The sequence below is a fragment of the Polaromonas sp. genome, assembly GCF_030689685.1.
GTDB lineage: Bacteria > Pseudomonadota > Gammaproteobacteria > Burkholderiales > Burkholderiaceae_C > Polaromonas.
Map to the genome: position 1 here is coordinate 1 of NZ_JAUYEY010000048.1, position 25,580 is coordinate 25,580.

A 25,580-nucleotide genomic window follows, 5' to 3' on the forward strand; every position below is an offset into this window, starting at 1 on the left:
GCTGGGACTCATCCATGTTGATCACCATTCTTGGGATGATCAACCCACTCACCAAAAGTCACCTCAAATTACGGCTTCAGGCTCATTCCTGATTGGAAATACAGGCCTCTGCTCAGGCTCATACCACGTTGGAAAAGGCTATGACTTGACTCAACGCATCCTGGGGGGGTAGGATGCGCAGCAATGTCCAAAAATCATCTTCATACGGCTCATCCTGATGTGGTCAAGCGCCTGAAGCGGGCGCATGGGCATCTGAAAAATGTCATTGCCATGATCGAGGACGAGCGGGCTTGCATTGACATCGCCCAGCAGCTCCACGCGGTGGAGCGCGCCATCGGTGCGGCAAAGAAGTTGGTGATTCACGACCACCTGGATTACTGCCTTGAGGAGGTCGCAGGGGCAGGTCCTGCCGCAATGCGTTCTTCCCTTGCGGAGTTCAAGGACATTACCAAGTATCTTTAAATGCGCAGAGCTACCCGAACCATCTTGTCGTTGTTGATGCTGGTCTTCCTGCTGACGAGCATGGGCGTGCGCGGATTCCATTCGAAAGAATTGGTTCACGACCTTGACCATCACGGTCGGACAAGCATTGCAACTCTGGACATCGCCCACACAGGTGCGCTTGAATCTGGCGGAAAGCTGAAGGCAGAACCGCTCGATGAATTTGAGCACCAACTGGCTCACGCTGTTAGTACGCTGTACATGCTGGCGAGCGCTACAGCAAGTTTTTCCTGGAATGCTTCAGCCCAAATATTGGTGCCTGCCTCAAGTTTCCCCAGTCTGCCAGTAGCAGAGCTTGAGCCTCCCTTCCGACCTCCCTGAAGCCCCGCCTTCATTTAACTCCGCCTGCGCTGCGGAGTTTCCCGCGCTTTTTCTTTCTCCTGCTCGTCGAGCGGCGTAGCCACGTTTGGCACGTCTTCACACATTTAGAGGTTAGCCATGAGACTAAAGAATCCGTCCTTTCGGGTCCGCGTATACGCGGGTGCCGCAGCGGCGCTGTGCGTTTTCACACTTTCTGCGCAGGCACAGAGTCGGCCGGCCAAGTTTGCTGTTGCCAATGCGCAGGTGCAGGCTCTTGGCATCCAGACAGCGCCCTTGCAAAGTCAGGCAGAGTCGGTGCGAGCCAGTTTCCCAGCGCAGGTCGTGATCCCACCAAATGCGGAGCAGGTCATCAGTTCGCCGGTAACGGGCCTGATCTCTCAGTTGCTGGTGCAGCCGAACCAGATGGTGCGAGCCGGTGCGCCGTTGGTTCGTATTGCCAGTCCGGAACTTGGTCAACTGCAACTCCAACTGCTTCAGTCGAACACGCGTGCAAAACTTGCAAGGCAGGCGGCCAAGCGTGAACAGGATCTCTTTGGCGAGGGCCTGATTGCGCAGCGCCGCGTGCAAGAGGCTCAAGCTGCCTTGCAGGAAGCAGAGGCGACATTGAAACAGGCCAAAACAGCATTGCGCCTGAGCGGCATGTCTATGGCGGCCATCGACAAGGTTGCCGCCTCAGGAAATCCCCAAGACAGTCTGGTGTTGGGCGCAACGCAGGCGGGCGTTGTGACCGAGATCAAGGCCAAGCCAGGTCAACGGGTCGACTCGACCACGCCTCTCATGCATCTGGCGCAGACCGGTACGCTTTGGCTCGAAATCCAGGTGCCAGTTGCCGAAAGCACGAGTTGGGCACCAGGCAGCAAGCTGAAAGTTCAAGGGCGCGACATCACGGCGCAGATCATGAGCAGCAGCGCCATGGTGGCATCCGGCAGTCAGATGGTGGTGATGCGCGCCCTTGTTCAGGGCAAAGCAGGACAGGTACGCCCCGGTGAGTTGTTGACCGTCGAACTGCCGGCAGCTGCCACGGCAGGCGGATGGGATATTCCCCTGTCGGCCGTGGCGCATGACGGAGATCAGGCCTACGTGTTCGTGCGCACGCCGGACGGATTTGAGGCGAAATCGGTCAAAGTTTCGGCCAGCTCCGGTCAGCGGGTCCGGGTTCAGGGGCCCGTCAAAGCGGGCGAGGAAATCGCGGTCAGTGGCGTGGTGGCACTCAAAGGCGCATGGCTTAATGAAAAGGAGAGCAAGTAATGCTTTCCCGCCTCGTTCAATTTTCCCTGGCGCAACGTCTGTTTGTGCTGATGGCGACCTTGATGGTGGCCGGTGCGGGCTGGTACGCCTTGCGCGGCTTGCCGATCGACGCCTTTCCTGACGTGTCCAGTACGCAAGTCAAGATCATCATGAAAGCGCCCGGAATGACCCCGGAAGAAGTCGAGAGCCGCATTGCGGTGCCGATTGAAGTCGAGATGCTCGGCATTCCGAAAACCAAAATTCTCCGCTCCGTCACCAAGTACGGTCTGGTCGATGTCACGATTGACTTCGAGGACGGCACCGACATTTACTGGGCGCGTCAACAGGTGAGCGAACGTCTGGGTGGCCTGACAGAAAACCTCCCGACAGGCATCTCCGGTGGCATGGCTCCGGTCACGACCCCGCTCGGAGAAATGTACATGTTCACGGTTGAGGGCGAGACGCTGTCCCTGGCTGAGCGGCGCAGCGTGCTCGATTGGGTCATCCGTCCTGCGCTAAGAACCGTGCCGGGCGTTGCAGACGTTAATGCGCTGGGAGGAGTCGTCAGAGCCTTTGAGGTGGTTCCCGATCAGGCCAGTATGGCGGCGAGTGGCGTGACCATCATGCAACTGAAGGAAGCGATCGGAGCTAACAATCGCAATGATGGCGCCGGCAGGCTTGGTGAAGGGGACGAAGTCTTGCTGGTCCGCAGCGAGGGCAGCATCAACAGCCTCGAAGATCTGCGCGCCATCGTGGTGACCATGAAGGACGGCTCCCCCGTTCGCCTGGGTAACCTGGCCGAGGTCAAGATCGGCACCGTGACCCGCTACGGTGTCGTCACCCAGAGTGGACGCGGCGAGGCCGTGCAAGGGCTGGTACTGGGGCTGGCCGGTTCCAACGCGAAGATGGTGGTCGAGGGCGTGCGCAAGAAGCTGGAAGAACTCCAGCCGACTTTGCCGACAGGCGTGGAGATCAAGACCTTTTATGACCGCGCTTCGCTTGTTTCCAAGGCGGTTAACGCCGTCTCGACCGCACTGATCGAAGCAACCGTGCTGGTCATCGTGCTGCTCGGACTGTTTCTGGGCAATATACGCGCGGCCCTGACGGTGGCCATGGTGCTCCCCTTGGCGGCACTGATCACTTTCATCCTGATGCGCGCCTTCGGCATGTCGGCCAATCTGATGAGCCTGGGCGGCCTGGCCATTGCGATCGGCATGTTGGTTGATGCCGCCGTGGTCGTTGTGGAAAACATCGTGCAACGTCTGGCGACTGATCGCACGGCCGACAAGCTGCCCCGGTTACACACCATTTACCGGGCGGTGCGTGAAGTAGCGGTTCCGGTCACGGCCGGAATTTTGATCATCATCACCGTCTTTCTTCCGCTGCTCACTTTGCAAGGCCTTGAGGGCAAATACTTTGTGCCGGTGGCGTTGACTATCGTCTTCGCCCTGGCCGGTTCGCTGGTGTTGTCGCTGACCATCATTCCGGTGTTGGCGTCTTACCTGCTGCGCGAAGTCAAACACGAAGATCCGTGGCTGCCGCGCAAGCTCTTGAAACTCTATGAACCAGCGCTTGTCTGGGGCCTGAAACGACAGCGTGTCGTTGCGCTCGCTGCGGCTGTCATGTTGTTGGTGGCCGGGTTGATTTACACCCAGGTGGGCAAGACTTTCATGCCGACGATGGACGAGGGCGACTTGATCGTCGGTATAGAGAAGCTCCCGTCCATCAGCCTGGAACAAAGCGCTGCCCTCGATTTGAAAATTCATCGCGCCATCATGCAGGCCATACCGGAAGTGCATGGCATCGTCGCCCGTGCCGGTTCCGACGAAATCGGTCTTGACCCGATGGGATTGAACCAGACCGATACCTACCTGCTGTTGAAGCCGCAAGGCGAGTGGCGCATGAAGAACAAGGAAGCGCTGATGGACGAAGTGCGCAAGGTGCTCGATCCCATGCCTGGTATTGAGTACAGCTTCACGCAGCCGATTGAGATGCGGGTTTCTGAAATGATCATCGGTGTGCGTGGCGACCTGGCAGTCAAGATTTTCGGCCCCGATCTGGACAAGCTTAACCAGTATGCAAACCAGGTGGAGACGCTGCTCAAGACCGTTTCTGGAAATCAGGACGTGTACACGGTGCAGAACGACGGGGTGCAGTACCTGCGGGTATCGGTGGATCGTTTGCAGGCCGGACGGCTGGGCTTGAGCGTCGAGGAAATCCAGGACGCCTTGCGTACGCAGATTGAAGGCCAGCGAGCAGGTGTTGTGATTGAGGGTAACCGCCGCACGCCCATTGTTTTGCGTGGTGCTGAAAGCGTCCGCATGTCGCCTGCCGATTTCGGTGCCATGCGCATTACGACCAAGGATGGCAATACGGTCCCCTTGACCAGCGTCGCAAAACTTGAACGAGCGGCCGGTCCGGTCAAGATCGACCGCGAAATGGGGAGTCGTTACAGCGTGGTCATTGCCAACGTGGCTGGCCGGGACCTGGTGGGTTTTGTCGAGGAGGCGAGAACGCTGGTGACCCAGAAGGTGCCGCTGGACACAGGCTACCGCATCAGTTGGGGCGGCCAGTTCGAAAACCAGCAGCGCGCGGCAGCCCGGCTCACTGTTGTTGTGCCGGTCGCACTGGGGTTGATTTTTGTGCTGCTGTTTTCAACCTTCCGCTCCGTGCGCCAAGCCCTGCTTATTTTGAGCATCATCCCGTTTGCGCTGGTGGGCGGAATTGTTGCATTGTGGGTAACGGGCGAATACCTGTCGGTGCCGGCATCGGTGGGCTTCATCGCTTTGCTGGGCATCACGGTCCTCAATGGGATCGTCCTGGTGAGTTATTTCAATCAACTGCAGAGCGAGGGAATGAAACTGAGTGAGGTCGTTTTGCAGGGTGCCAAACGCCGACTGCGGCCGGTGCTGATGACGGCCTCCATCACCGCCTTCGGTTTGATTCCGCTGCTGTTCGCCACTGGCCCGGGGTCCGAAATACAACGCCCGCTGGCTATCGTCGTAATCGGCGGATTGATCACGGCTACGGCTTTGACCTTGATGTTGTTGCCCATCCTGTATTTGCGCTTTGCGTTTCCGAAACGAAAGGTTTCCGATGTCTGAACTTTGCTTGACCATCCTTTGCCCGCCAGCCGTTGAAGAAAAACTGCTCGACCTGCTCCTTTTGTCGCCCAACGCGGCCGTATTTACAAGTGCTCCGACGGCCGCTCATGACTTGGCTTTCGGCAGCCTCAACCAGACCGAGCAGGTGCTCGGCCGCGCTTTTGCGACGCAAGTGCAAGTTGTTATTCCTGAAGCCGACCGGCAGGCACTGCTGGGTGATATCCAAGAGCAGTTTGCCGGTGCTGGGCTGCGCTACTGGATAACGCCAGTCATCGAGGCGGGGGAAATAGCATGAAAATTCGACAGCTATTGGCAACCCTGATCATGGTGGCCGGTTCTGCCTACGCACTACAGCCACCGAACGTCCCCGGGCTCTTGCCTGCTGAGATCGCCCGCCCTCTACTGGAGCAGGATCCGCGTGTCGCCGCTGCACGCGCGGGTTTAGAGGTAGCAAGGCAAGAGTCCAACATGCTTGACAAGTCCCCTTACGAATGGACCGGCAAAGCGCTGGGGCAGCGGCGGTCCCTTGACACCGGGCCACGCTACCGCGAGTGGAACGTCGGCATTGAGCGGACCATCAGACTTCCAGGCAAGGGCTCGGCTGACCGCAACATCGGTAAGGCCACCATCGAGGAGTCCGAGGCACGGTATGGAGAGGCATTGCATGAATCCGCCCGAGAGCTGGTTTCACTCTGGGTGGATTGGCTTGCTGCAGAGCGCGGTCGCGAGCTGGCTGCGTCAAATCTTGTGGCGGTGCAGGAAAATCTGAAGGCGGTAGACAAACGCACCCGTGCTGGCGATGCGTCCAAACTTGATCTCAACCTTGCCAGCGCCGAGTTGGCGGAGCAAAAACGGATGGACAACGATGCTCGGACGCAGGCATCGGCCGCCTGGGCTCGGCTGTCCGTCCGCTTCCCCGGCATCAACCGCCAAAGTATGCTTTTACCTTCTCCGATGTTGATTGCTGAGGATGAGACCCTGTGGCGTGATCGGATCATTGCCGAAAACGACGAGCTCAAGGTCGTGCAGACCCAGTTGCGTATAGCGCAAGCCCAGGCTGACCGTGCGCGGGCGGACCGAGTTCCTGATCCGACTTTTGGTGTTTACACCGCATCTGAGGTCGGTGGCCGGGAACGGATTTCCGGCATCACCCTCAGCATTCCCCTGCCCGGTGGCTTGCGCGATTCACGCAGTTCCAAGGCTCTGGCGGCCGCTGAAGTGGCCCGTAATGCTGTTGACCTCAAGAAACGTGAGCTCGAAACCGAGATCGCCTCAGCGTTGATCACGGCCCGGGGAACCTATGAGAGCCTCCAGATTGCCAATGAGGGCGCTCTCGCCATGCAGGAAAACGCCAAGCTGGTGCAACGCGCTTACGCGCTGGGTGAGGGAGATTTGCAAACTTTGTTGCTGGCACGCCGGCAGGTCACCGCTGCGATGAACAGCGCATTGCTCGCACAGACAAACGCGTTGAAGGCATATTACGGCCTGCTTATCGACGCGCACTTCGTCTGGGGACTGGAAAATGACTAACAAAGCGATTTCACAAAGGTCATGTAGATTGCTGCTGGCAATGCCCTTGTAGATCCTCGCCGGTTGTCGGACTATCTATGAAGGTAAGTATGAATGGGACGCGGGTTGGCGTCCTGGCATGGTGCTCTCTGTCGGTGTCGCTGATCAAGTCATTAAAACGCCTTTTCACGACTGCCGACTCGCTTTAAGCTCCGAGGAAAAAACTGCGCTGAAATTTGCAGTTGTCTCTTACTCGTTTCTAAATCGTCCAAAAAATGCGGTTGTACCCATTTCACCTGGATCGACGTGGACTGCCGGAAGCCCGGTGTATATCGACATCACCAACTGCAGGACAGCTTTAGAGCCGCGAATGGTCCGCGCTGACCCCGGTAATAAGAAAACCGAATTACATCTGAAATTGATCGCACCACATGGTTAGCCCGATGAAGGCATGAGCATTCTAGGAGCTTGGCGGCAGAAGGAACCTGGACTGCAAATCCGGCAAAAACTGTCCTCGCTGGAGTCACTTTTCGCTTCGGCGCCTTCTGCCGCCCAGCCTCTAGGCGGGCGCTGCGCCTGCGCCCGGCGAAGCCGCTTCCGCAGCCGGGTTGGTAAATACCGCTGACGGAGCGCCTTGGTAAGCAAATTCACTCTCAACCTCTGGAGCAGGCTATAATGCTAGGCTTCACGGAAAGTGCTCAAAACTGGTTTGAGTGGCTCCCGAAACGAACAAGGAAAGATCATGAAAGAAGGCATTCACCCCAATTACCGCGAAGTTTGTTTCCTGGACATGTCCAACAACTTCAAGTTTGTGACCCGCTCCTGCGCCAACACCAAAGAAATGGTGAAGATGGAAGACGGCCGCGAACTGCCCCTGTACAAGCTTGATACCTCCAGCGAGTCTCATCCCTTCTACACCGGTACACAAAAATCCGTGGACAACATGGGCGGCCGCGTCGAGAAGTTCCGTAACCGCTTTGGCAAGACTGCCGCCAAAGAAGCAGCACCTGCAGTAGCTGCCGAATAAGCTGCGACATTTTCTCAAGTCCAACCGAAAAAAGCAGCCTGGCACCCAGGCTGCTTTTTTTTGCCCCAAAATCAGGCTTTCTTTGCCCGACCTGCCCCATTGAACAAGCCCTCGCCTGCCATCATTGCCCAGTCTGCGGTTCGCCGCCTGCCCCGGCTTGCACTGCTGCTGTTTTGCCTGGCCTATGTGCTGCCCGGCTTTCTCGGCCGCAGCCCCTGGAAAAACGCCGACATCGCCGCGTTTGGCGCCATGCGCGCGCTGGCGTCTGGCCAGACCTCCTGGTTGAGCCCGCAATTGCTGGGCCAGGCAGGCGAGTTTGAGGCGCTGGCGCCCTACTGGCTGGGCGCCCTGGCCATCAAGGCCCTGCCGTTTCTGGACCCCGCGCTGGCGGTGCGTATCCCTTTCGGTCTGTTGCTGGCACTGACCCTGCTGTGCACCTGGTATGCGGTGTATTACCTGGCGCGCAGCCCCCAGGCCCAGCCAGTTGCCTTTGCCTTTGGCGGCGAGGCCAGTCCGGTGGACTACGCCCGCGCCATTGCCGACGCGGCCCTGCTGGCACTGATCGCCAGCCTGGGCCTGGCCCAGCTATCGCACGAAACCACACCGGCCCTGGCGCAGCTGGCTTTCACTGCGCTGGTTTTCTACGCTATGGCCGCCAGCGCTTACCGCAGTGCCTTCAAGGCGCTGGGTCCGGCACTGGGTCTTGCCGTCGGGCTTTGCGGCCTGGCCCTGAGCGGTGCACCCACCGTGGCGACGCTCCTGGGCGTCGGCAGCACGTTGATTGCGTTCGGAAGCACGCGCAGTGAACGGCCTGAAAAGGATCATGCGCACGCCTGGCGCTGGGTGTTTTTGACCGGCACGCTGACACTGGCCGTGGCCGCGCTGGTCCACGCGCTGGACCTCTGGCGCTGGCGAATCGAAATTCCCGGCCTGGAAACCTCGGCCGATCGCAAGGAATGGCGCAGCCTGGCAAAGCTGCTGATCTGGTTCACTTGGCCCACCTGGCCGCTGGCCGCCTGGACTTTGTACCGATGGCGCCGGCAATTGACCAGCCGGCATGTGGCCCTGCCGCTGTGGTTTGCGCTGGTGGCGCTGGCTGCCACCGTCACCACCACCGCCTCGGACCGCAGCCTGCTCCTGAGCCTGCCGCCCCTGGCTGCGCTGGCCGCCTTTGCCCTGCCCACCTTGAAGCGCAGTGTGGCTTCGTTGATCGACTGGTTCACCCTGCTGTTTTTCACCGGCTGCGCTTTTGTGATCTGGGTGATCTGGATCGCCATGCAGACCGGCATGCCGAAACAGCCTGCGGCCAATGTGGCCAAACTGGCGCCCGGTTTTGAGCCGAGTTTTTCGTGGCTGGCTTTTCTTGCGGCCGTGGTGGCCACGCTGGCCTGGGCCTGGCTGGTAAAGTGGCGGGCCGGCCGGCAACGTGCCGCTATCTGGAAGTCCATGGTGTTGCCAGCCGGTGGCGCCACGCTGTGCTGGCTGCTGCTGATGAGCCTGTGGCTGCCGCTGCTCGACTATGCGCGCAGTTATGCGCCGCTGTCACGGCAAGTGGCAGCCCGCGTCAACCCGGATGCCTGTGTCGAGGTACATGGACTGAACAGCGCGCAGGTCGCAGCCTTCCAATACCACGGCAAGCTTGAGTTGCGCCAGGCCGGCGCGAAAGCCGCCTGTCCTTATCTGATTGTGGATGCCGATGCCCAGGCGACGCTCAGCGACACCGTCGACATGCCGGAGTGGGCTTACCTGGCCACCTTGCGCCGGCCCACCGACAAAAATGAAAACGTGGCTTTGTACAAAAGGGTCAGCGTGGACACGGTCACGCCGGCATCCGCATCGGCCCGCCGCGGGCCGTGAGCGAACTCAGGCTCATCAGCAAACACGCCGGCACGGTGCTGGTTGGCCAGCTCGCCGTCATGGCCTTCGGCGTGGTAGATACCGTCATCGCTGGCCGCTACAGCGACCAGGCCCTGGCGGCGCTGTCGGTGGGCTCCGCCATCTACATCAGTGTGTACGTGGGTTTGATCGGCATCGTGCAGGCGCTGCTGCCGATCTGGGCCGAGTTGCACGGCGCGCGGCGGCCGGAAGCACTGGGCGCCTCCCTCAGGCAAAGCCTCTACCTGTGCGCCCTGCTGACGCTCGCCGGTGTCGCCGCCCTGCTTTCGCCCGGCCCCTTGCTGCGCTGGGCGCAGGTGCCCGAGGCGATGCAAGGCGAGGTCAGACAGTACTTGGCCGTCCTGGCAGTGGCTTTGTTGCCCTCGTTGCTGTTTCGTATCTATAGCACCTTCAATCAGTCGCTGGGCCATCCCCTGCTGATCACCGCGCTGCAACTGGGCGCGCTGCTGGTGAAAATTCCCTTGTCCATCTGGCTGGTCGCCGGCGGCGGTGGCCTAGCGCCGCTGGGCGTGGTCGGCTGCGCCTGGGCCACGCTGGTGGTCAACTACGGCCTGATGCTTTTTGCGTTGCTGATGCTGCGCACCCAAGGCTTGTACCACCCCTATCTTCTGTGGGTGGCCATGGAAAAACTCGACTGGCGCCAAATTGGCGGCTTCGTCCGCCTCGGTATTCCAGGCGGCATGGCCTACCTGGTGGAGGTCACGTCCTTCACGCTGATGGCCCTGTTCATCGCACGCCTGGGCACCACAGCGTCGGCCAGCCACCAGATCGCCGCCAGCATGGCTTCGGTGCTGTACATGGTGCCGCTGTCCATCGCCATCGCCTGCAGCGCGCGCGTGTCGTTCTGGACAGGCGCCGGCCAGTCAGCCCAGGCCGCACGTGCAGTTTGGACAGGTTTTAGGCTTGTAGCCCTTACTGCCATTACGTTATCCGCTATTTTATTGATAGCAAGTCGAAGCATCGCCGGACTCTACTCGGCAACGCCCGCTGTGGCACAACTGGCGGCCGGGCTGCTGCTGTGGGTGGCTGTTTACCATGTGGGCGACGCCATGCAAGCGGTCTGCGGGTTCCTGCTTCGCTGCTACCGCATTACCTTCACGCCGCTGTTGCTTTACGCGGTCATGCTGTGGGGCCTGGGCCTTCTGGGCGGCTATACCTTGGCTTACCAGGGGCTGGGGCCCTACCCGGCGATGCCATCGGCCGTGAGCTTCTGGGCCGCGAGCACCGCCGGCATGGCTTTGGTCGCGCTAAGCCTGGCCGGGCTGCTGTGGTACGCCGTCCGGCGCAGCACCCGCAGCGCGGTCAAGTCGGAAGCTGCCGCAACCGCGTAGCCGGAAACACCATCGAAAACCGTGAGCCCTGACCGGGCTGGCTTTCGATCTGCAGCTCGGCGCCGTGGCGCTGCGTCACATGTTTGACAATCGCCAGACCCAGGCCGGTGCCGCCGGTCTCGCGCGAGCGGCTGCGGTCGATGCGGTAAAAGCGCTCGGTCAGACGTGGAATATGTTCAGGAGCGATGCCCGGCCCTGAATCCCTGACCGAAAACTCTGCCCGCCCGTCCGCAAGGTTTTGCCACCGGACTTCTATGCACCCACCTGCGGGGGTGTAACGCACCGCATTACTCACCAGGTTGGTCATGGCGCTCAATAGCTCCGAATGAGACCCTGCAATATCGCATTGACCTTGCTGCAGAAAGTTCATGTCATGGCTTTGCGTCACCAACATGCGCGACAGATCCCTGCCGTCCTGCTCACACTGCCCCATCAGTTGGGAAACAGGCAACCATTCGTTTGTTCCCGGCGGGGGACTCCCCTCCAGCTTGGACAGCGTCAACAAATCACTTACCAGCGTTTGCATGCGCCGCGCTTGCTGCGCCATCAAGTCCAGATAACGCGCGCGCTCGTCGTCGTTCAGTGGCAGCGTTTGCAGGGTCTCGACAAACCCACCCAACACCGTCAGCGGTGTGCGGATTTCATGCGAGACGTTGGCGACAAAATCGCGGCGCATGACCTCCGCCTGTTGCACCGAGGTGACATCACGCGAAAGCAACAGCTTGCGCCCCTCGCCATAACGGTGCAAATGAACAGCCAGTTGCACGGGTCGGCTCGACGTGCTGCGTGGGCCGCGAATCACAATATCGCCGGCGAAATCGTCACCGTTGAGGTACGCAACAAACTCGGGGTCGCGCAGCAAGTTGCCAATATGTTGCAGGACATCGCGCTGCTGGTCAAATCCGAAATGACCCGCCGCAGTTTCATTGCACCACTCAATGCCGTCCTGCGCGTCGAGCAGGACCACCCCGTTGGGGGACGCCTGGATGGCAGCCAAAAAGTCGTTGAGACGATCCCGGTTTTCAATGATTTGCCGGTCGCGCGATTTGGTCAAACGCCAAGTCCGGTCCGCCACTTCCCCCCACAGTCCACCTGCTCGGACAGGGGAGCTGGCGTCGCCTTTCTTCAGCCAGGCCAGCAAACGCATGCCTCGCCGCAGATCAACCAGCACCCACAGTGCGCTGGCCAGCACAATGCCCAGCACCATGCCATTGCGCGAATCAACCAGCGGTAAAAACTGTCCCAGAACAGCGCCAGCGAGCTGAAAAAGAAAAAAGCGAAATACGCGCCAAACCATGCAGCGATTGTGAAGGAAAGCGCTGGGCTACGGCCTGTTCACACTATGGAGGCAAGTGCGAACGTGGTGAAAGCGGCGCCAATCAAGGCGCGCGACGACACCCAGACCAGGTGTCTGGGTTAAGAGTGAAACGCAGAGTGGCGTTGTTTTCACCCCGTTCCCTCTAGGGCGCGGCCAAAAAAGGCCATGCGCAGTGTTGCAAAGCCTTGCCGGGCGCCAGCCCGGCTGCATTTTGCGCCTCGCGCATGACCTTTTTGACTCGCAACGCATCTTGCATCAATAGTATGAACAGGCCCTATGCGGAAGGCGTTGCAGTCATGCGATAACCTGCACCGCGAACAGTCTCGACCATATTGCCGGCCGCACCGAGCGCCTCGCGCAGCCGCTTGACGTGCACATCAACGGTCCGCTCCTCAATGAACACATGGTCGCCCCAGACCTTGTCGAGCAACTGTCCACGGCTGTGGACACGTTCGGCATGTTTCATCAGGTAATGCAGCAGCTTGAATTCGGTCGGGCCAAGTTTCAGGCCCTGGCCCTGATAAGACACTCTGTAAGTTGCGGCGTCGAGCTCCAGCGCGTCGAGCGTCACACTTTCGTTGCTTTGCTCAGGTGCACGCCTGCGCAATACCGCGCGGATGCGGGCCAACAGCTCCTGCGTCGAGAAGGGCTTGGTAACGTAGTCATCGGCGCCGGCGTCCAGACCCGCAATCTTGTCGGGCTCGTCGCCGCGCGCGGTGAGCATCAAAATCGGCACCTGCCTTGTTCTGGCATGCGCTCGCCATTTTTTTGCGAGCGAAAGTCCGCTCTGCCCCGGGAGCATCCAGTCAAGCAAAATCACGTCGGGCAACACGGCTTCGAGCTCACGCTGGGCGGCTTCGCCGTCAATCGCCCAAATAGGCTGGAAACCGTTGTGGCGCAAATTGACAGCGATCAGTTCAGCAATTGCTGGCTCGTCTTCAACCACAAGAATTCGGGGCACAGTTTTCATCAGCACACCGTTTGCAGTTAACGAACCATGGATTCGATGGTTTCCATGGAGGTATGACGGACATCCGCACCTTTCACCACGTAAATAATGAACTCGGCAATGTTTTTTGCATGGTCGCCGATCCGCTCGATAGCTTTGGCCACAAACAGCAGGTCCAGGCTGGAGGAGATGGTGCGCGGGTCTTCCATCATGTATGTGATCAGCTTTCGGACAAAGCCGTCGAACTCCTTGTCAATCGCATCGTCTTCCTTGAGGATGGACACGGCCACGGTGACATCGAGTCGGGCAAAGGCATCGAGCGCCTTGCGCAGCAGGCCAGATGCCAGATCCGCCGCAATGCGCAGTTCGGAAGAAGGCAAAGTGCGGGCGGCTCCGCTGTCGATGATGGATCGCACCATACGCGCTATTTTTTCCGCCTCGTCGCCCGCACGCTCCAGATTGGCCGTGGTTTTGGAAATCGCAATCAGCAGACGCAGATCCCGCGCCGTTGGCTGACGGCGGGCAATGATCGAAGACAGCTCCTTGTCAATCTCGATTTCCATGACATTGACGCGCGCTTCCATCTCGGTCACTTCAGCTGCGGCCTCGGCGCTAGACTGCGCCAGCGCATAAACGGCCGTACGAATCTGGGACTCGACCAGACCGCCCATTTCCATGACACGGGTGGAGACGCTGGTCAGTTCGCTGTCGAACTGGCTGGACAGATGTTTGTCACTCATGATCAACCAAACCTTCCTGTGATGTAGTCTTCAGTTTCCTGCCGTTTGGGCTTGAGGAATATTTGGTCGGTCTCGCCAAACTCGATCAGTTCGCCCAGGTACATGTACGCGGTGTAGTCGCTACAGCGCGCCGCCTGCTGCATATTGTGTGTGACGATGGCAATCGTGTAATCCTGCTTGAGTTCATGCACCAACTCCTCCACCTTGCCGGTGGAGATCGGGTCCAGCGCGGAAGTTGGCTCATCGAGCAACAGCACCGAAGGCTTGACCGCCACACTGCGTGCGATGCAAAGGCGCTGCTGCTGGCCACCGGACAGGGACAGGCCACTCTGGCTCAGTTTGTCCTTGACCTCATTCCACAGTGCCGCCTTGGACAGTGCCCACTCCACGCGGTCATCCATTTCACCCTTGCTCAAATTTTCATACAACTTCACGCCAAAGGCGATGTTGTCGTAAATCGACATTGGAAACGGCGTGGGCTTCTGGAAAACCATGCCGATGCGAGCGCGCAGCAGATTGATGTCCTGCTTGGGATCCAGGATGTTTTGACCATAGAAGTTGATCTGGCCTTCGGCGCGCTGCCCAGGATAAAGGCTGTACATGCGATTGAGCGTACGCAGCAAGGTGGACTTGCCGCAACCCGACGGGCCGATGAAAGCCGTGACCTTGCGTTCCTCGATGTTGAGGTTAACGTCCTTGAGGCCTTGAAATTTTCCGTAAAAGAAATGGAGCTTGCGCAGTTCAAGTGCGTTTTTTTTTGCTTGGACAGCGGCTGGGGGGATATCGGGCATGGTTAAGTCCAGGTCTTGAAAGGGCAAAGTTTTGAGCAACGGAGGACGGCGGCTCAAACCGACGTCTTCTCACGCAGGAACACGCGTGCAACGATATTGAGCACAAGTACCGAGAGAGTGATGAGCAGTGCGCCTCCCCAGGCCAGACGTATCCAGTTGTCGTAGGGGCTGAGCGCAAACTGGAAGATCACCACCGGCAAGTTGGCCATGGGCGCGCCCATGTTGATGCTGAAGAACTGGTTGTTAAGCGCGGTGAACAACAGCGGGGCGGTTTCCCCACTCATGCGGGCGACCGCGAGCAACAAACCAGTCAACACGCCGCTTCTGGCAGCGCGCAGCGTGACCAGCGTGGCCACCTTCCAGCGAGGAGCGCCTAGCGCAAAAGCCGCTTCACGCAAACTGCCGGGCACCAGACGCATCATGTTTTCGGTGGTGCGCACCACCACCGGCACTGCAATCAAAGACAAGGCCAAGCTGCCAGCCCACCCGGAAAAATTACCCACAGTGGCCACTGCGATGGCGTACACAAACAGCCCCAGCACGATCGAGGGGGCGGAAAGCATGATGTCCGTGACAAAACGTGTCAACTCGGCCGTCTTGCTCCGGTCACCGTACTCGGCCAAATACACGCCGGCAAAGACACCGATGGGCGTCGACACCAGTACTGCGAAGCCGACCATCATCAGGCTACCCACGATGGCGTTGGCCAGACCGCCACCCTCGCTGCCCGGCGCCGGGGTGGACTGAGTGAACATGTTCCAGTCCAGCGCAGCAAAGCCGTTGGCAAACAGCACGCTCAGAATCCACAGCAGCACGACCAGACCGAGCACCATGGCGCCCATCGAAAGGGTCAGCCCGATGGCGTTGGAGCGCCTGCGGGTAGTGTAGAGTTGTTGATTGAATTTCATCAAGGCTTCCCGGTTTTTTGGAGTGGCGCAAGCGGGCTCAAATGCCCTTGGCTTTTTCGGCGCGCAGCATCAATATCTTGGCGAGCGAAAGCACGATGAAAGTGATGACAAAGAGCAGAAAGCCCAGCGCAAACAGCGTGGAAAGATGGAAGTCAGCCGCCTCTCCAAACTCGTTGGCCAGCGTGGAGGCGATCGAGGTGCCGGGCGAGAACAACGAAGTCGGCATGCGATTGGCGTTACCTATCACAAAAGTGACCGCCATGGTCTCACCCAAGGCACGACCCAAACCGAGCATGATCCCGCCAATGACGCCCTTTTGAGTGTAGGGCAGGACAATCCGGCTGACCACTTCCCAGGTGGTACATCCCAGACCGTAGGCCGATTCACGCAGGATGGGCGGCACGATCTCGAACACGTCGCGCATCACAGCAGCTACAAACGGCAGAACCATGAAAGCCAGCACAATGCCGGCGGCCAGAATGCCAAAACCGTTGGTACTGCCGCCGAACAGAAAGCCCACCAGAGGCATACCGCCCAACAATTGCTGCACCGGCATCTGGAAGTAATCGGCGAACAGCGGCGCAAACACAAACAGGCCGAACATGCCGTAAATGATCGACGGCACCGCCGCCAACAGCTCCACCGCTGTGCCCAGCGGGCGACGCAGCCAGACGGGGCAGGTTTCCGTGAGAAACAGCGCGATGCCAAAAGCCAGCGGCACGGCAATCAGCATGGCAAGACCGGCGCTAGCGATGGTGCCGACAATGGCAATCGCCGCGCCGAATTCCTCGTTGATGATGTCCCATTCAACGCGCCAGATGAAGTTGAAGCCGAACTTCTGAAACGTGGGCCAGGCGTTGATGAACAGGGAGACGATGATGCCCACAAGGGCGATCAGCACCAGCAACGAAAAGCTCTGGGTGACGCGGTGAAACAGAATATCTTGAAACCGTTGCCGTCTGGCAATCGACGCCATGTTGGGGTTGGCAATCTCGACAGGCACATTTAGCGGATTCATGGTGATTTCCACGCTCATTTTGACTCCCATGTGAGGTCATCCAATCTGATAAACCGACATCTGCCGCCAGCGCATGCCAGCCGGCGGATGTCATTTCAGGATTAGTTCAACTCACTTCGCGATTTGCGACCACACCTTGGTGCGGATCTGGGCAGTCAATGCATCTGGCAACGGCACGTAGTCAAGCTCAGCAGCCATGTCCTTACCGTTCTTGAAAGCCCAATCAAAGAACTTTAACACCTCGGCAGACTGGGCTTTATCGGCCGGGTCCTTGTACATCAGGATGAAAGAGGCTGTGCTCACAGGCCAGCTACTTGCGCCTTTGGCATTGACCATGGAGACGCCCATGCCGGGTACGCTGAACCAGTCAGCGCCCGCTGCAGCAGCGGCAAACGCCGTATCATCCGGGCTCACATACTTGCCATCGGCATTTTGTAGCTGCAGGAAATTCATCTTGTTCTTCTTCACGTAGGCGTATTCCACATAGCCCAGCGCGCCTTTGACGCGATTCACGTTGGCGGCCACGCCTTCGTTGCCCTTGCCTCCGACGGAAGATGGTGCAGGCCACTTCACGGCAGCACCCTTGCCCACGGTGTCTGCCCATTCCTTGCTGACCACCGTCAGATAGTCGGTCCAGTTGAAGGTCGTGCCCGATCCGTCGGCACGGTGCACCACGGTGATGTTCTGGTCAGGCAATGTCTTGCCCGGATTCAGGGCCACCAGCTTGGCGTCGTTCCATTTGACGATCTTGCCCAGAAACATTTCGGCCAGCACGGGGCCGGTGACGCGCAATTCGCCTGGCTTGAAGCCCTCGAGGTTGATCACGGGCACAGTGCCGCCGATGATGGCTGGAAACTGGACCATGGCGTCCTTGTCGAGGTCGGCGCCGGACACCGGCGCGTCGGTGGCACCAAAGGCCACGGTTTTGGCACGAATCTGGCGGATACCGCCCGACGAACCGATGGACTGGTAGTTCAGGCCAGTGCCGGTTGCCTTTTTGTAGGCTTCAGCCCACTTGGCGTAAATAGGGAAGGGGAAGGTCGCGCCGGCGCCGGTGATGTCAGCGGCCAGGGCGGAACCCATGCCCAAGGTGGCGAAAGCCGCGACGGCCATTGCCTTGAGAAAAGTGCGCTTGTGTTTCATGAGGCTCCTTACGGTTGGATAAACGAATTCACAGCCCGTACTTTAGAAGCACAATGTGACAGGTGCGTGACAATTGCGTGAAAAATCCGGAGCCAATTCCACAATTTCGTCATACACGGCTTCGCAGTGAGCACCTGGCGGCCGCCCAGTTTGGGCGTCTGTTCACAGCCTGGCCACAAGAGCGTTGCATACTGCCAAATTTTGTCGCGCCCTGATGACACGTTCTCTTCCAACCGCCCTGCCCGTCGATCCACGTCCCGGCATGAGCCCTGCACGCGGATGCTATGCTGGCTGTGCCCCCAACAGCCGCTCACACATGCAAAATGGAACTCGCCTCGCTGCGGTGGACCTCGGGTCCAACAGCTTTCGCCTTGAAATAGGCCGCCTTGACAACGGGCGGATTCACCGCACCGAATACCTCAAGGAAACCGTGCGCCAGGGCAATGGCCTGGACGGTGACCGCAACCTGACGCCGGAAGCGATGCAGCGAGGCTGGGATTGCCTGGCGCGCTTCGGGGAGCGTTTGGCCGGCTTCAAAAATAGCGAAGTCCGGGCGGTGGCCACGCAGACGCTGCGCGAAGCGCGAAACCGCGACGAATTTTTGGGGTCCGCGCACCAAGTGCTGGGTTTTCCCATCGACGTGATTTCTGGCCGCGAGGAAGCACGCCTGATCTACCAGGGCGTGGCCCACCTGCTGCCGCAGTCCAGCGAGCGTCGGCTCGTCATCGACATCGGCGGGCGTTCCACCGAAATGATTTTGGGCAAGGACCTGGACGCGCTGGTCATGGAGTCCTACCGCGTCGGCAGCGTGGCCTGGTCCATGAAGTATTTTTCGGACGGCCAGTTCACTGCCCGCGCCTTTGCGGCGGCCGAGGTCGCAGCCAAGGCTGTGCTTGACGAAGCACTCAACCTCTACCCGTCCGGGGGGTGGGAAATCGCTTACGGCTCTTCTGGCACCGTGGGAGCTGTCGCCGACGTGTTGGGCGCCGCAGGCTGGCCGCAAGGCCTGGTGACCCGAGAAGGGCTGGACTGGCTGCTGGACCGGTTGCTCAAAGCCCAAAGCGCGGACCGCCTCAAGCTCGACGGCATGAAAGACGACCGGCGCGCCGTGATAGGCGGTGGCATCAGCGTGCTCAGGGCTGTGTTTGATTTGCTCGGCATCACACAGATGCAGGCAGCGCAAGGCGCCTTGCGCCATGGCGTGCTGTACGACCTGCTGGACCGCGAGCAGGACACCACGGACCTGCGCTCCACCACGGTGCAGCGGCTGGCCCGAAAATTTGAGGTCGATGCGGCCCAGGCCCATCGCGTCAGGAAAACAGCCCAAACCATGTTTCAGCAGGCCAGCGCCGCCCTGACTCCACTTGAACTGGCCCGCTTTCAACGCAAGCTCGACTGGGCGGCGCAGTTGCATGAAATTGGCAGCCATATCTCACACAGCGATTACCACAAGCACGGTGCCTACATTCTGGACAACGCCGACGCGCCCGGCTTTTCGCTGCCCGAACTGCATCGGCTGAGCCTGCTGGTGCTGGGCCACCGCGGCAAACTGCGCAAGCTCGAAGCCGATTTTGAAGACCAGGTGTTTGTGCAGCAGTTGCTGTGCCTGCGGCTCGCCGTGATCCTGTGTCATGCGCGCCGCGACCCGGATCTCAGGGGCATGCAAATCGAAGCTGCGGCCGGCATCCACCGGTTTGTACTGGGCTGCCGCACCGGTTGGGCGACCGCTTACCCACAGTCGGCGCATTTGCTGCGCGAAGAAGTGCTGGCTTGGCAAAAAACGCCATGGACGCTGATTGTGGCCAGCCCCTGAAGTGCACGGTTTGACGGCGCAGATACTAACGGTATAAACTGTATAAACCGTTTAACCAGAAAGATCCTTATATGGCAACTGCAAAAAAACCACCCGTCTCCCGCAAGCAATCCAGTGCGGGGGCCAAGAAGGCAGCGCTGAAAAAACCTGCCGCAGCCCCCGCCCCTGTGCAGCCAGCCGGCACAGCCAAAACAGCCCGCACAAACCCCAAGGCCAAAAAACCAATCGCCAAACCAGTTTCGGCGCCCAAGACCGAAAAACCGGTCAAAGCCAAAAAGCCCAAGCTGGTTCGCGACAGCTTCACCATTCCCAAGCCAGAATACGTGGTGCTTGAAGCGCTCAAGCAGCGCGCCGCTGGATTGGCTCACCCTGTCAAAAAAAGCGAATTGTTGCGCGCCGGTATCAAGACGCTGGCCGCAATGCCCGATGCCGCTTTTCTGACAGCGCTGAACAACGTGCCCACGATCAAGACCGGCCGGCCTGCGGCCTGACCGGGACTGCGCCTAAAGCAGCTCCGGCGACTGCACCGTGACCACCACGGTCTGCGCGCCAGCTTCGCGATCGCGGTGGCGCAGCCACCAGAGTGCACCTTTTTTGACCGCGCACTCCTCTTCCCGCAAGCCGAGCAACTGTGAAATCACCTGCCCCAGCGTGGGCTGGTGGCCAATCACCAGGATCGGTAGCTTGTTGCTGGGCCACTGAACCAACTCCAGCAACTGGGAGGGGGGCGCATCGGGTCCGAGTTCAGCGCGTATCTTGTATTTGCGTCCCAGCGCCAGCGCCGTTTGTTCGCAGCGGCGCGCCGGGCTGACCAATAAGCGGGTGCGCTCTGGCAACTGGCGATCCAGCCAACCGGCCATACGAGCCGCCTGCTTTTCACCCCGTGGAGTCAGTGAACGCTCCAGGTCGCTGACACTGTGGGCATCATCAGGCAGCCATTCTTCGGCCTCCGCATGACGCCACAAAATCAGATCCATCACGCCCCGCTCATTGCGGACCTGCCGACCGAATAACGTGCCATCAACGCCGCCTGGGCGCCGTGCCTCGGAACTGACTCCGTCGCCTGGACGCGCAGATAAGTGCCATCGGGCTGCAAATCCCATGCATCCACGCCATCATGCAGGTAAGCGACCAGGCATTCGTCGATGATGCGCTGGCGAAGGTCCGGGTCGGTGACCGACCAGGCCAGTTCCACCCGTCTGAGCATATTGCGGTTCATCCAGTCGGCGCTCGACAGATACAGCGTTTCTTCCCCATCGCAGCGGAAATAGAAAACCCGCGAATGCTCAAGAAAGCGGCCAATGATGGAGCGCACGCGAATGTTGTCGGTAACACCCGGCACCTGCGCCGGCAGCATGCAGGCGCCGCGAACCACCAGATCGATTTTGACGCCACGCTGGCCAGCACGCACCAGGGCCAGCATCAGGGCTTCATCGGTCAGCGCATTCATCTTGGCGACAATACGCGTGTCCTTGCCCTGCGCCGCGACTTCACCCAACGCATCAATCCGTTCGATCAGCTTTTTGTGCAACTGGAAAGGCGCCAGCCACAGCCGGTTCAGCTTGGGCAATTTGCTCTGGCTGGCCAGGTGCACAAACACATTGTCGATGTCGGCGGTGAGCGCCGGGTCGGCGGTCAGGTAGCTGATGTCGGTGTACAGGCGCGCCGTCTTGGGGTTGTAGTTGCCGGTAGACAGATGGGCGTAGCGCTTGAGGTGCTGGCCTTCGCGGCGTGTCACCAGCAGCATCTTGGCATGGGTCTTGAGGCCTACCACGCCGTACACCACCTGCGCGCCTATCGACTCCAGCATCTCGGCCCAGTTGATGTTGGCTTCCTCGTCGAAGCGCGCCTTGAGCTCAAGCACCACCATGACTTCCTTGCCGCGCCGCACCGCCTCACGCAGCAGCACCATCATTTCGGAATCGGTACCCGTGCGGTAAATCGTCTGCTTGATCGCCAGCACCTGCGGGTCGTTGACCGCCTCGCGCAGAAAGTCGAGCACGCCGTCAAAATTTTCAAACGGCTGATGGATGGAGACATCGCCGCGTTTGAGTCGCTCAAAAAATGACTCGCCCGGCACCAGTTGCGTCGGGTAGCAGCCCTTGTGCGGCGGAAACAGCAGGCGCGGGTCATTGACCAGATCCACCAGTTGGGTCAGGCGCACCAGGTTGACCGGGCCATGTACCCGGTACAGCGAGGCTTCCGGCAGGTTGAACTGGCCGAGCAAAAAGTCCGACAAGTGTTTGGAGCAACCGGCCGACACCTCCAGCCGCACCGCCTGGCCGTAGTGGCGCTGCTCCAGACCCAGGCGCAGTGCCGTGCGCAGATTTTTCACGTCGTCTTCGTCGACCGCCAGGTCGGAATGCCGCGTCACGCGGAATTGCGAGAATTGCCCGACATCGCGGCCGGGAAACAGCTCGCTCAGGTGCGCGCGGATCACGCTGGAGAGCGACACAAAACAGGTGTATTTTCCCGAGACCTTGTCGGGCATGCGAATCAGGCGCGGCAAGACACGCGGCACCTTGACGATGGCGATGTCGTTCTCGCGACCAAAGGCATCGTGCCCACCGAGCCGGACTATGAAGTTGAGCGACTTGTTGGCCACTTGCGGAAACGGGTGCGAAGGATCCAGCCCAACCGGAATCAGCAGCGGCCTGACCTCGCGCTCGAAATAGGCCTGGACCCACTGCCTCTGCGCGGTGTTGCGGTCGCCATGCGACACGATTTTGATGCCCTGCTTTTCAAACAGCGGCATCAGCTCGTCGTTGTACAAGGCGTACTGCCGCGCCACCATGTCATGCGCGGCCCCGGCCAGCGCCTCAAAGGAAGTTGCTGTGTAAGCGCCCTTGTGCTCATTGGCCTGCGCTGCCGTCAAGTGCAGCGCTGCGCGAACCTCAAAAAACTCGTCGAGATTGGAAGACACGATGCATAAAAAGCGCAGGCGCTCAAGCAAGGGAACATCCGCGCGCTTGGCCCAGTCCAGCACCCGCTCGTTAAAAGCAAGAATGCTGTGGTCGCGGTCCAAAAACTTCAGGGCTGCAGGAGTGGCGTGCGCGGGCAAGACGGTTGGATGAAACATGCGGGTTGGTAATTTTTGTAATCAAACTGACATGTTGCCAGTGTTGTCCATCCAGATGACAAACGTGTGACAAAAAGGCGGCAAAGCCCTCATCCCGTCAGGGCATCTGCTGCAAGCAGCCCAACATTGGCTTTGTCACGAGCCGGCACCAGGTGGCCTTCAAACAGCCGCGCCGCGTGCGCCCAACTGAAATCGAGCGCGCGTACACGCGCTTCATGACGCGGAATCGCCAACGCGCCGTCGCACGCCTGCTTCAGGTCGGCATGCATGACGCCGCCGTGACAAGCGCCGCCCTGCGTGCCCAGCACCTCCAAGGGCCCGTCAACGGGATAGGCTGCAACCGGCGTGCCGCTGGCCATGGCTTCCAGCATCACCAGGCCAAAGGTTTCGGATTTACTAGGAAAAACAAACACATCAGCTGCAGCATAAACGCCAGCCAGCACGTCACGGGGCAACACGCCCAGCCAGCGCACCCCTGGGTAGCGCTCTTTCAGCGACGTTTCCAGCGGCCCTACACCGCAAACCAGCTTGGTGCCGGGTAAGTCGAGTTTGAGAAAGGCGTCGATATTTTTTTCATAAGACACCCGACCGACAAACAGGGACACCGGCCTGGGCAGTGCGCCCAGCGGCGGATACAGGCGCGGCTGCGGGTGAAAGGCAAATAAACGGGTGTCCACGCCATGCGTCCAACTGCGCAGCTTGCGAAAGCCGCGCTGCTCCAGCATGCGCAGCACGCCGTTGGTCGGCACCATCACGCCTGACGAGGCTCTGTGGAAATGTCGAAAAAGCGCATAACCCCAGGACAGCGGGATTCTCAAAGCGGCGTTCAGGATTTCCGGAAACTTGGTATGAAACGCGGTGGTGAAACGCAGACCATGCCGGATACAGTAGCCGCGCGCCGCCCAACCGAGCGGGCCTTCGGTCGCCACATGGATGGCATCGGGCTGCAGCGCCTCGAGCTTTTCGCCCAGCAGCACCTTGGGGCGAATCGCCAAGTCGATGCCAGCATAACCGGGGCAAGGCCGCGTCTTGAACAGGCCGGGGTGAATCACCTCGACCTGGTGGCCAAATTTTTCGAGCTCATGCACCAGCTCCACCAGCGTGGTGACGACGCCGTTGACCTGGGGTTGCCAGGCGTCGGTAATCAGCGCGATCTTCATGGGTGGCCTCACGCGGCGACGGTGGCGGCGATGTGCCCGCAGCCCTGAGTCTCGTGGGCTGGCGCCCAGTGCAGCAACTCCAGCGTGCCGTCGTAGTGCTCGACCAACGCGGTGCGGCTTTCAACCCAGTCCCCATCGTTGCAGTACAGCACGCCGTTGATGTCCCGCATCTCGGCGCGGTGGATGTGGCCGCAAACCACGCCCTGGTGGCCTCTGCGACGCGCCTCGTTGGCCACGGCCACCTCAAAGTCGGTCACGTAATTCAGTGCGCTTTTGACCTTTTGTTTGAGGTAAGCGGACAACGACCAATAAGGCAGGCCCAAGCGCGCGCGCAAGCTGTTCAGGTGGCGATTCAGCTTGAGCGTGAACTCGTACAGGTTGTCACCCACATAAGCCAGCCACTTGGCGCATTGCACCACGGCATCGAAATAGTCGCCGTGCACCACCCAGAGCCTGCGGCCGTCGGCGGTGATATGCACAGCCTCGTCCAGCACTTCGATGCCGCCGAACTGGTGGCCGATGAATTCACGCGCAAACTCGTCGTGGTTGCCCGGCACATAAATCACGCGACAACCCTTGCGGGCGCGCTTCAGCAGCTTTTGCACCACGTCGTTGTGCGACTGCGGCCAGTACCATTTGCGCCGAAGTTGCCAGCCATCGACGATGTCACCAACCAGGTAAAGGTAGTCACTGGGGTGAGCCTTCAAAAAGTCCAACAGCGCTGCAGCCTGGCAGCCAGGCGTACCCAGGTGCAGGTCGGAGATGAAGATGCAACGGTAACGCTTGCGCAGCGCCAGATCGTCATGGTCGTCCGCATCATCAGGCGATGGGCCATGGTTGAGCGGGCCCAGCTTGTCGAACAGCGTGCGCATCAGTCGCCCTTGCTGGAGAAATGCTTGCGATACCGCACTGGCAGATCAGCGATGCGCATCATCATCGGCAGGTCGGCGGAATTGAAGTCAGGGTCCCAGGCCGGTGCGCCCAGCACCTTGGCACCCAGGCGCAGGTAGCCCTTGATCAACGCTGGCGGCTCCACATCCAGCGAATCGTCCAGGCGATCCACCGGCAGCGGCAGGCGTGGCGTGACGTGGTATTCGATGGATGCGAGATGCGTTTGCCGCACCTGCCGCCAGATGCTGGCCGCTGCCTGGCCCGAGGAAGCCCCGGTGTGCTGCATCGGGATGCTGGCGCAGCCGATCATGGTGTCGAGCTGGTTGCGCGCCATGAACTCGGCGAGCGCACCCCACAGCGCCAGGATCACGCCGCCGTGACGGTGGTCGGTATGCACGCAGCTACGGCCCAGCTCGACCATGCGTGGGCGCAGAAAGCGCAGGCGGGTCAGGTCGAACTCGGTGTCGCTGTACGTGCTGCCGGCGCGTTTGGCCTGAGCCGGCGTCAGCACGCGGTAGGTGCCGATGACTTCCTGGCTGGCCTCGTCACGCACCAGCAGGTGTTCGCAGAAGTCGTCAAACAGGTCGATGTCATGGCCAGGCAACGCGCCGGACAGCGTGGCGCCCATCTCGGTCGCGAAGACCTGGTACCTCAGGCGCTGTGCCTGCCGGACCTCGTCTTGGTGCCTGGCCCAGCCGACCTGGATTTTCCCCAGGGCAGGCCTTTGAACAACGGCTGGAAGGGGTGCATGAGAGCTTTGATGAAGTAACCCCCGTGAAAAATGCGCCGGGGCGACCGGCGACAGTGCAAAAGTGGGGTTGGGCAGTTCTTTCATGATGACTCCTTGTTGTCTT

Annotated in this window: 23 protein-coding genes; 11 read left to right on the plus strand and 12 right to left on the minus strand. The window is 60.0% G+C overall.

Features of this window, described 5'->3' with window-relative positions; translation table 11 throughout:
* Positions 1 to 183: 183 nt before the first annotated feature.
* The 9 genes from Q8O29_RS11810 to Q8O29_RS11850 all read left to right on the plus strand — a co-directional run bounded on the left by Q8O29_RS11810 (position 184) and on the right by Q8O29_RS11850 (position 10,916).
* Positions 184 to 462 (plus strand): metal-sensing transcriptional repressor, encoded by a 279-nt coding sequence (locus Q8O29_RS11810; RefSeq protein ID WP_305563008.1) that lies wholly within the window; start codon positions 184 to 186, stop codon positions 460 to 462.
* Positions 463 to 822, plus strand: coding sequence for a hypothetical protein (locus Q8O29_RS11815; RefSeq protein WP_305563010.1), 360 nt, complete (start codon positions 463 to 465; stop codon positions 820 to 822). It abuts the gene before it with no gap.
* Between the two features lie 117 nt (positions 823 to 939).
* The gene (locus Q8O29_RS11820; protein ID WP_305563012.1) at positions 940 to 2,070 is read left to right on the plus strand and encodes an efflux RND transporter periplasmic adaptor subunit; all 1,131 of its coding nucleotides are present in this window, start codon (positions 940 to 942) and stop codon (positions 2,068 to 2,070) included.
* Entirely contained in the window at positions 2,070 to 5,153 is a 3,084-nt protein-coding gene (locus Q8O29_RS11825; protein WP_305563014.1) for an efflux RND transporter permease subunit, read from the plus strand. The genes Q8O29_RS11820 and Q8O29_RS11825 overlap by 1 nt, the downstream gene beginning before the upstream one ends.
* On the plus strand, positions 5,119 to 5,448 hold the full coding sequence (locus Q8O29_RS11830) for a DUF3240 family protein (protein WP_305563016.1): 330 nt from the start codon (positions 5,119 to 5,121) through the stop codon (positions 5,446 to 5,448). Before Q8O29_RS11825 ends, Q8O29_RS11830 begins: the two co-directional genes overlap by 35 nt.
* Positions 5,445 to 6,683, plus strand: a complete 1,239-nt coding sequence (locus Q8O29_RS11835) for a TolC family protein (protein WP_305563018.1) — start codon at positions 5,445 to 5,447, stop codon at positions 6,681 to 6,683. Before Q8O29_RS11830 ends, Q8O29_RS11835 begins: the two co-directional genes overlap by 4 nt.
* A 721-nt stretch (positions 6,684 to 7,404) precedes the next feature.
* On the plus strand, positions 7,405 to 7,689 hold the full coding sequence (locus Q8O29_RS11840) for a type B 50S ribosomal protein L31 (protein ID WP_305563019.1): 285 nt from the start codon (positions 7,405 to 7,407) through the stop codon (positions 7,687 to 7,689).
* 99 nt (positions 7,690 to 7,788) lie between these two features.
* Positions 7,789 to 9,546 carry a hypothetical protein gene (locus Q8O29_RS11845; RefSeq protein WP_305563021.1) on the plus strand — a complete coding sequence of 586 codons (1,758 nt, stop codon included), beginning with the start codon at positions 7,789 to 7,791 and terminating at the stop codon, positions 9,544 to 9,546.
* Positions 9,543 to 10,916 carry an MATE family efflux transporter gene (locus Q8O29_RS11850; protein ID WP_305563023.1) on the plus strand — a complete coding sequence of 458 codons (1,374 nt, stop codon included), beginning with the start codon at positions 9,543 to 9,545 and terminating at the stop codon, positions 10,914 to 10,916. Before Q8O29_RS11845 ends, Q8O29_RS11850 begins: the two co-directional genes overlap by 4 nt.
* On the opposite strand, the gene phoR is transcribed toward Q8O29_RS11850, so the two are convergent.
* The 7 genes from phoR to pstS form a co-directional block, all read right to left on the minus strand.
* Positions 10,888 to 12,213: a phosphate regulon sensor histidine kinase PhoR gene (gene phoR / locus Q8O29_RS11855; protein ID WP_305563025.1), complete on the minus strand. Its 1,326-nt coding sequence runs from the start codon at positions 12,211 to 12,213 to the stop codon at positions 10,888 to 10,890. The genes Q8O29_RS11850 and phoR overlap by 29 nt on opposite strands.
* A 295-nt stretch (positions 12,214 to 12,508) precedes the next feature.
* Positions 12,509 to 13,204 carry a phosphate regulon transcriptional regulator PhoB gene (phoB, locus tag Q8O29_RS11860; RefSeq protein WP_305563027.1) on the minus strand — a complete coding sequence of 232 codons (696 nt, stop codon included), beginning with the start codon at positions 13,202 to 13,204 and terminating at the stop codon, positions 12,509 to 12,511.
* A gap of 17 nt (positions 13,205 to 13,221) precedes the next feature.
* Positions 13,222 to 13,923 (minus strand): phosphate signaling complex protein PhoU, encoded by a 702-nt coding sequence (gene phoU, locus Q8O29_RS11865; RefSeq protein WP_305563029.1) that lies wholly within the window; start codon positions 13,921 to 13,923, stop codon positions 13,222 to 13,224.
* A 2-nt stretch (positions 13,924 to 13,925) separates the two neighbouring features.
* Complete coding sequence (gene pstB / locus Q8O29_RS11870; protein ID WP_305563031.1) at positions 13,926 to 14,714, minus strand: phosphate ABC transporter ATP-binding protein PstB; 789 nt, start codon at positions 14,712 to 14,714, stop codon at positions 13,926 to 13,928.
* 53 nt (positions 14,715 to 14,767) lie between these two features.
* Positions 14,768 to 15,622 carry a phosphate ABC transporter permease PstA gene (gene pstA / locus Q8O29_RS11875; RefSeq protein WP_305563033.1) on the minus strand — a complete coding sequence of 285 codons (855 nt, stop codon included), beginning with the start codon at positions 15,620 to 15,622 and terminating at the stop codon, positions 14,768 to 14,770.
* A 37-nt stretch (positions 15,623 to 15,659) separates the two neighbouring features.
* Entirely contained in the window at positions 15,660 to 16,640 is a 981-nt protein-coding gene (gene pstC / locus Q8O29_RS11880) for a phosphate ABC transporter permease subunit PstC (protein ID WP_305563035.1), read from the minus strand.
* A 111-nt stretch (positions 16,641 to 16,751) separates the two neighbouring features.
* Entirely contained in the window at positions 16,752 to 17,783 is a 1,032-nt protein-coding gene (gene pstS / locus Q8O29_RS11885) for a phosphate ABC transporter substrate-binding protein PstS (protein ID WP_305563037.1), read from the minus strand.
* Between the two features lie 316 nt (positions 17,784 to 18,099).
* On the opposite strand from pstS, the gene ppx reads away from it, so the two are divergent.
* Positions 18,100 to 19,596, plus strand: a complete 1,497-nt coding sequence (ppx, locus tag Q8O29_RS11890) for an exopolyphosphatase (protein WP_305563039.1) — start codon at positions 18,100 to 18,102, stop codon at positions 19,594 to 19,596.
* 71 nt (positions 19,597 to 19,667) lie between these two features.
* Complete coding sequence (locus tag Q8O29_RS11895; protein WP_305563041.1) at positions 19,668 to 20,087, plus strand: hypothetical protein; 420 nt, start codon at positions 19,668 to 19,670, stop codon at positions 20,085 to 20,087.
* Positions 20,088 to 20,099: 12 nt separating this feature from the next.
* Here the strand turns inward: Q8O29_RS11895 and Q8O29_RS11900 are convergent, their stop codons facing one another.
* The 5 genes from Q8O29_RS11900 to Q8O29_RS11920 all read right to left on the minus strand — a co-directional run bounded on the left by Q8O29_RS11900 (position 20,100) and on the right by Q8O29_RS11920 (position 25,561).
* Complete coding sequence (locus Q8O29_RS11900; protein WP_305563078.1) at positions 20,100 to 20,573, minus strand: histidine phosphatase family protein; 474 nt, start codon at positions 20,571 to 20,573, stop codon at positions 20,100 to 20,102.
* Positions 20,573 to 22,675 carry a polyphosphate kinase 1 gene (gene ppk1, locus Q8O29_RS11905; RefSeq protein WP_305563043.1) on the minus strand — a complete coding sequence of 701 codons (2,103 nt, stop codon included), beginning with the start codon at positions 22,673 to 22,675 and terminating at the stop codon, positions 20,573 to 20,575. Before ppk1 ends, Q8O29_RS11900 begins: the two co-directional genes overlap by 1 nt.
* Before the next feature lie 89 nt (positions 22,676 to 22,764).
* Positions 22,765 to 23,835: a glycosyltransferase family 1 protein gene (locus tag Q8O29_RS11910; RefSeq protein ID WP_305563045.1), complete on the minus strand. Its 1,071-nt coding sequence runs from the start codon at positions 23,833 to 23,835 to the stop codon at positions 22,765 to 22,767.
* Between the two features lie 8 nt (positions 23,836 to 23,843).
* Positions 23,844 to 24,707: a UDP-2,3-diacylglucosamine diphosphatase gene (locus Q8O29_RS11915; RefSeq protein WP_305563047.1), complete on the minus strand. Its 864-nt coding sequence runs from the start codon at positions 24,705 to 24,707 to the stop codon at positions 23,844 to 23,846.
* Positions 24,707 to 25,561 carry a GNAT family N-acetyltransferase gene (locus Q8O29_RS11920; protein WP_305563049.1) on the minus strand — a complete coding sequence of 285 codons (855 nt, stop codon included), beginning with the start codon at positions 25,559 to 25,561 and terminating at the stop codon, positions 24,707 to 24,709. Before Q8O29_RS11920 ends, Q8O29_RS11915 begins: the two co-directional genes overlap by 1 nt.
* Positions 25,562 to 25,580: the final 19 nt, after the last annotated feature.

Excerpts from the sequence above, each read along its gene's own strand:
- Q8O29_RS11810 (WP_305563008.1), top strand. The coding sequence starts at position 184 with ATGTCCAAAAATCATCTTCATACGGCTCATCCTGATGTGGTCAAGCGC.
- Q8O29_RS11815 (WP_305563010.1), top strand. The coding sequence starts at position 463 with ATGCGCAGAGCTACCCGAACCATCTTGTCGTTGTTGATGCTGGTCTTC.
- Q8O29_RS11820 (WP_305563012.1), top strand. The coding sequence starts at position 940 with ATGAGACTAAAGAATCCGTCCTTTCGGGTCCGCGTATACGCGGGTGCC.
- Q8O29_RS11825 (WP_305563014.1), top strand. The coding sequence starts at position 2,070 with ATGCTTTCCCGCCTCGTTCAATTTTCCCTGGCGCAACGTCTGTTTGTG.
- Q8O29_RS11835 (WP_305563018.1), top strand. The coding sequence starts at position 5,445 with ATGAAAATTCGACAGCTATTGGCAACCCTGATCATGGTGGCCGGTTCT.
- Q8O29_RS11840 (WP_305563019.1), top strand. The coding sequence starts at position 7,405 with ATGAAAGAAGGCATTCACCCCAATTACCGCGAAGTTTGTTTCCTGGAC.
- phoR (WP_305563025.1), bottom strand. The coding sequence starts at position 12,213 with ATGGTTTGGCGCGTATTTCGCTTTTTTCTTTTTCAGCTCGCTGGCGCT.
- phoB (WP_305563027.1), bottom strand. The coding sequence starts at position 13,204 with ATGAAAACTGTGCCCCGAATTCTTGTGGTTGAAGACGAGCCAGCAATT.
- phoU (WP_305563029.1), bottom strand. The coding sequence starts at position 13,923 with ATGAGTGACAAACATCTGTCCAGCCAGTTCGACAGCGAACTGACCAGC.
- pstB (WP_305563031.1), bottom strand. The coding sequence starts at position 14,714 with ATGCCCGATATCCCCCCAGCCGCTGTCCAAGCAAAAAAAAACGCACTT.
- pstA (WP_305563033.1), bottom strand. The coding sequence starts at position 15,622 with ATGAAATTCAATCAACAACTCTACACTACCCGCAGGCGCTCCAACGCC.
- pstC (WP_305563035.1), bottom strand. The coding sequence starts at position 16,640 with ATGAATCCGCTAAATGTGCCTGTCGAGATTGCCAACCCCAACATGGCG.
- pstS (WP_305563037.1), bottom strand. The coding sequence starts at position 17,783 with ATGAAACACAAGCGCACTTTTCTCAAGGCAATGGCCGTCGCGGCTTTC.
- ppx (WP_305563039.1), top strand. The coding sequence starts at position 18,100 with ATGCAAAATGGAACTCGCCTCGCTGCGGTGGACCTCGGGTCCAACAGC.
- Q8O29_RS11895 (WP_305563041.1), top strand. The coding sequence starts at position 19,668 with ATGGCAACTGCAAAAAAACCACCCGTCTCCCGCAAGCAATCCAGTGCG.
- Q8O29_RS11900 (WP_305563078.1), bottom strand. The coding sequence starts at position 20,573 with ATGGATCTGATTTTGTGGCGTCATGCGGAGGCCGAAGAATGGCTGCCT.
- ppk1 (WP_305563043.1), bottom strand. The coding sequence starts at position 22,675 with ATGTTTCATCCAACCGTCTTGCCCGCGCACGCCACTCCTGCAGCCCTG.
- Q8O29_RS11910 (WP_305563045.1), bottom strand. The coding sequence starts at position 23,835 with ATGAAGATCGCGCTGATTACCGACGCCTGGCAACCCCAGGTCAACGGC.
- Q8O29_RS11915 (WP_305563047.1), bottom strand. The coding sequence starts at position 24,707 with ATGCGCACGCTGTTCGACAAGCTGGGCCCGCTCAACCATGGCCCATCG.
- Q8O29_RS11920 (WP_305563049.1), bottom strand. The coding sequence starts at position 25,561 with ATGAAAGAACTGCCCAACCCCACTTTTGCACTGTCGCCGGTCGCCCCG.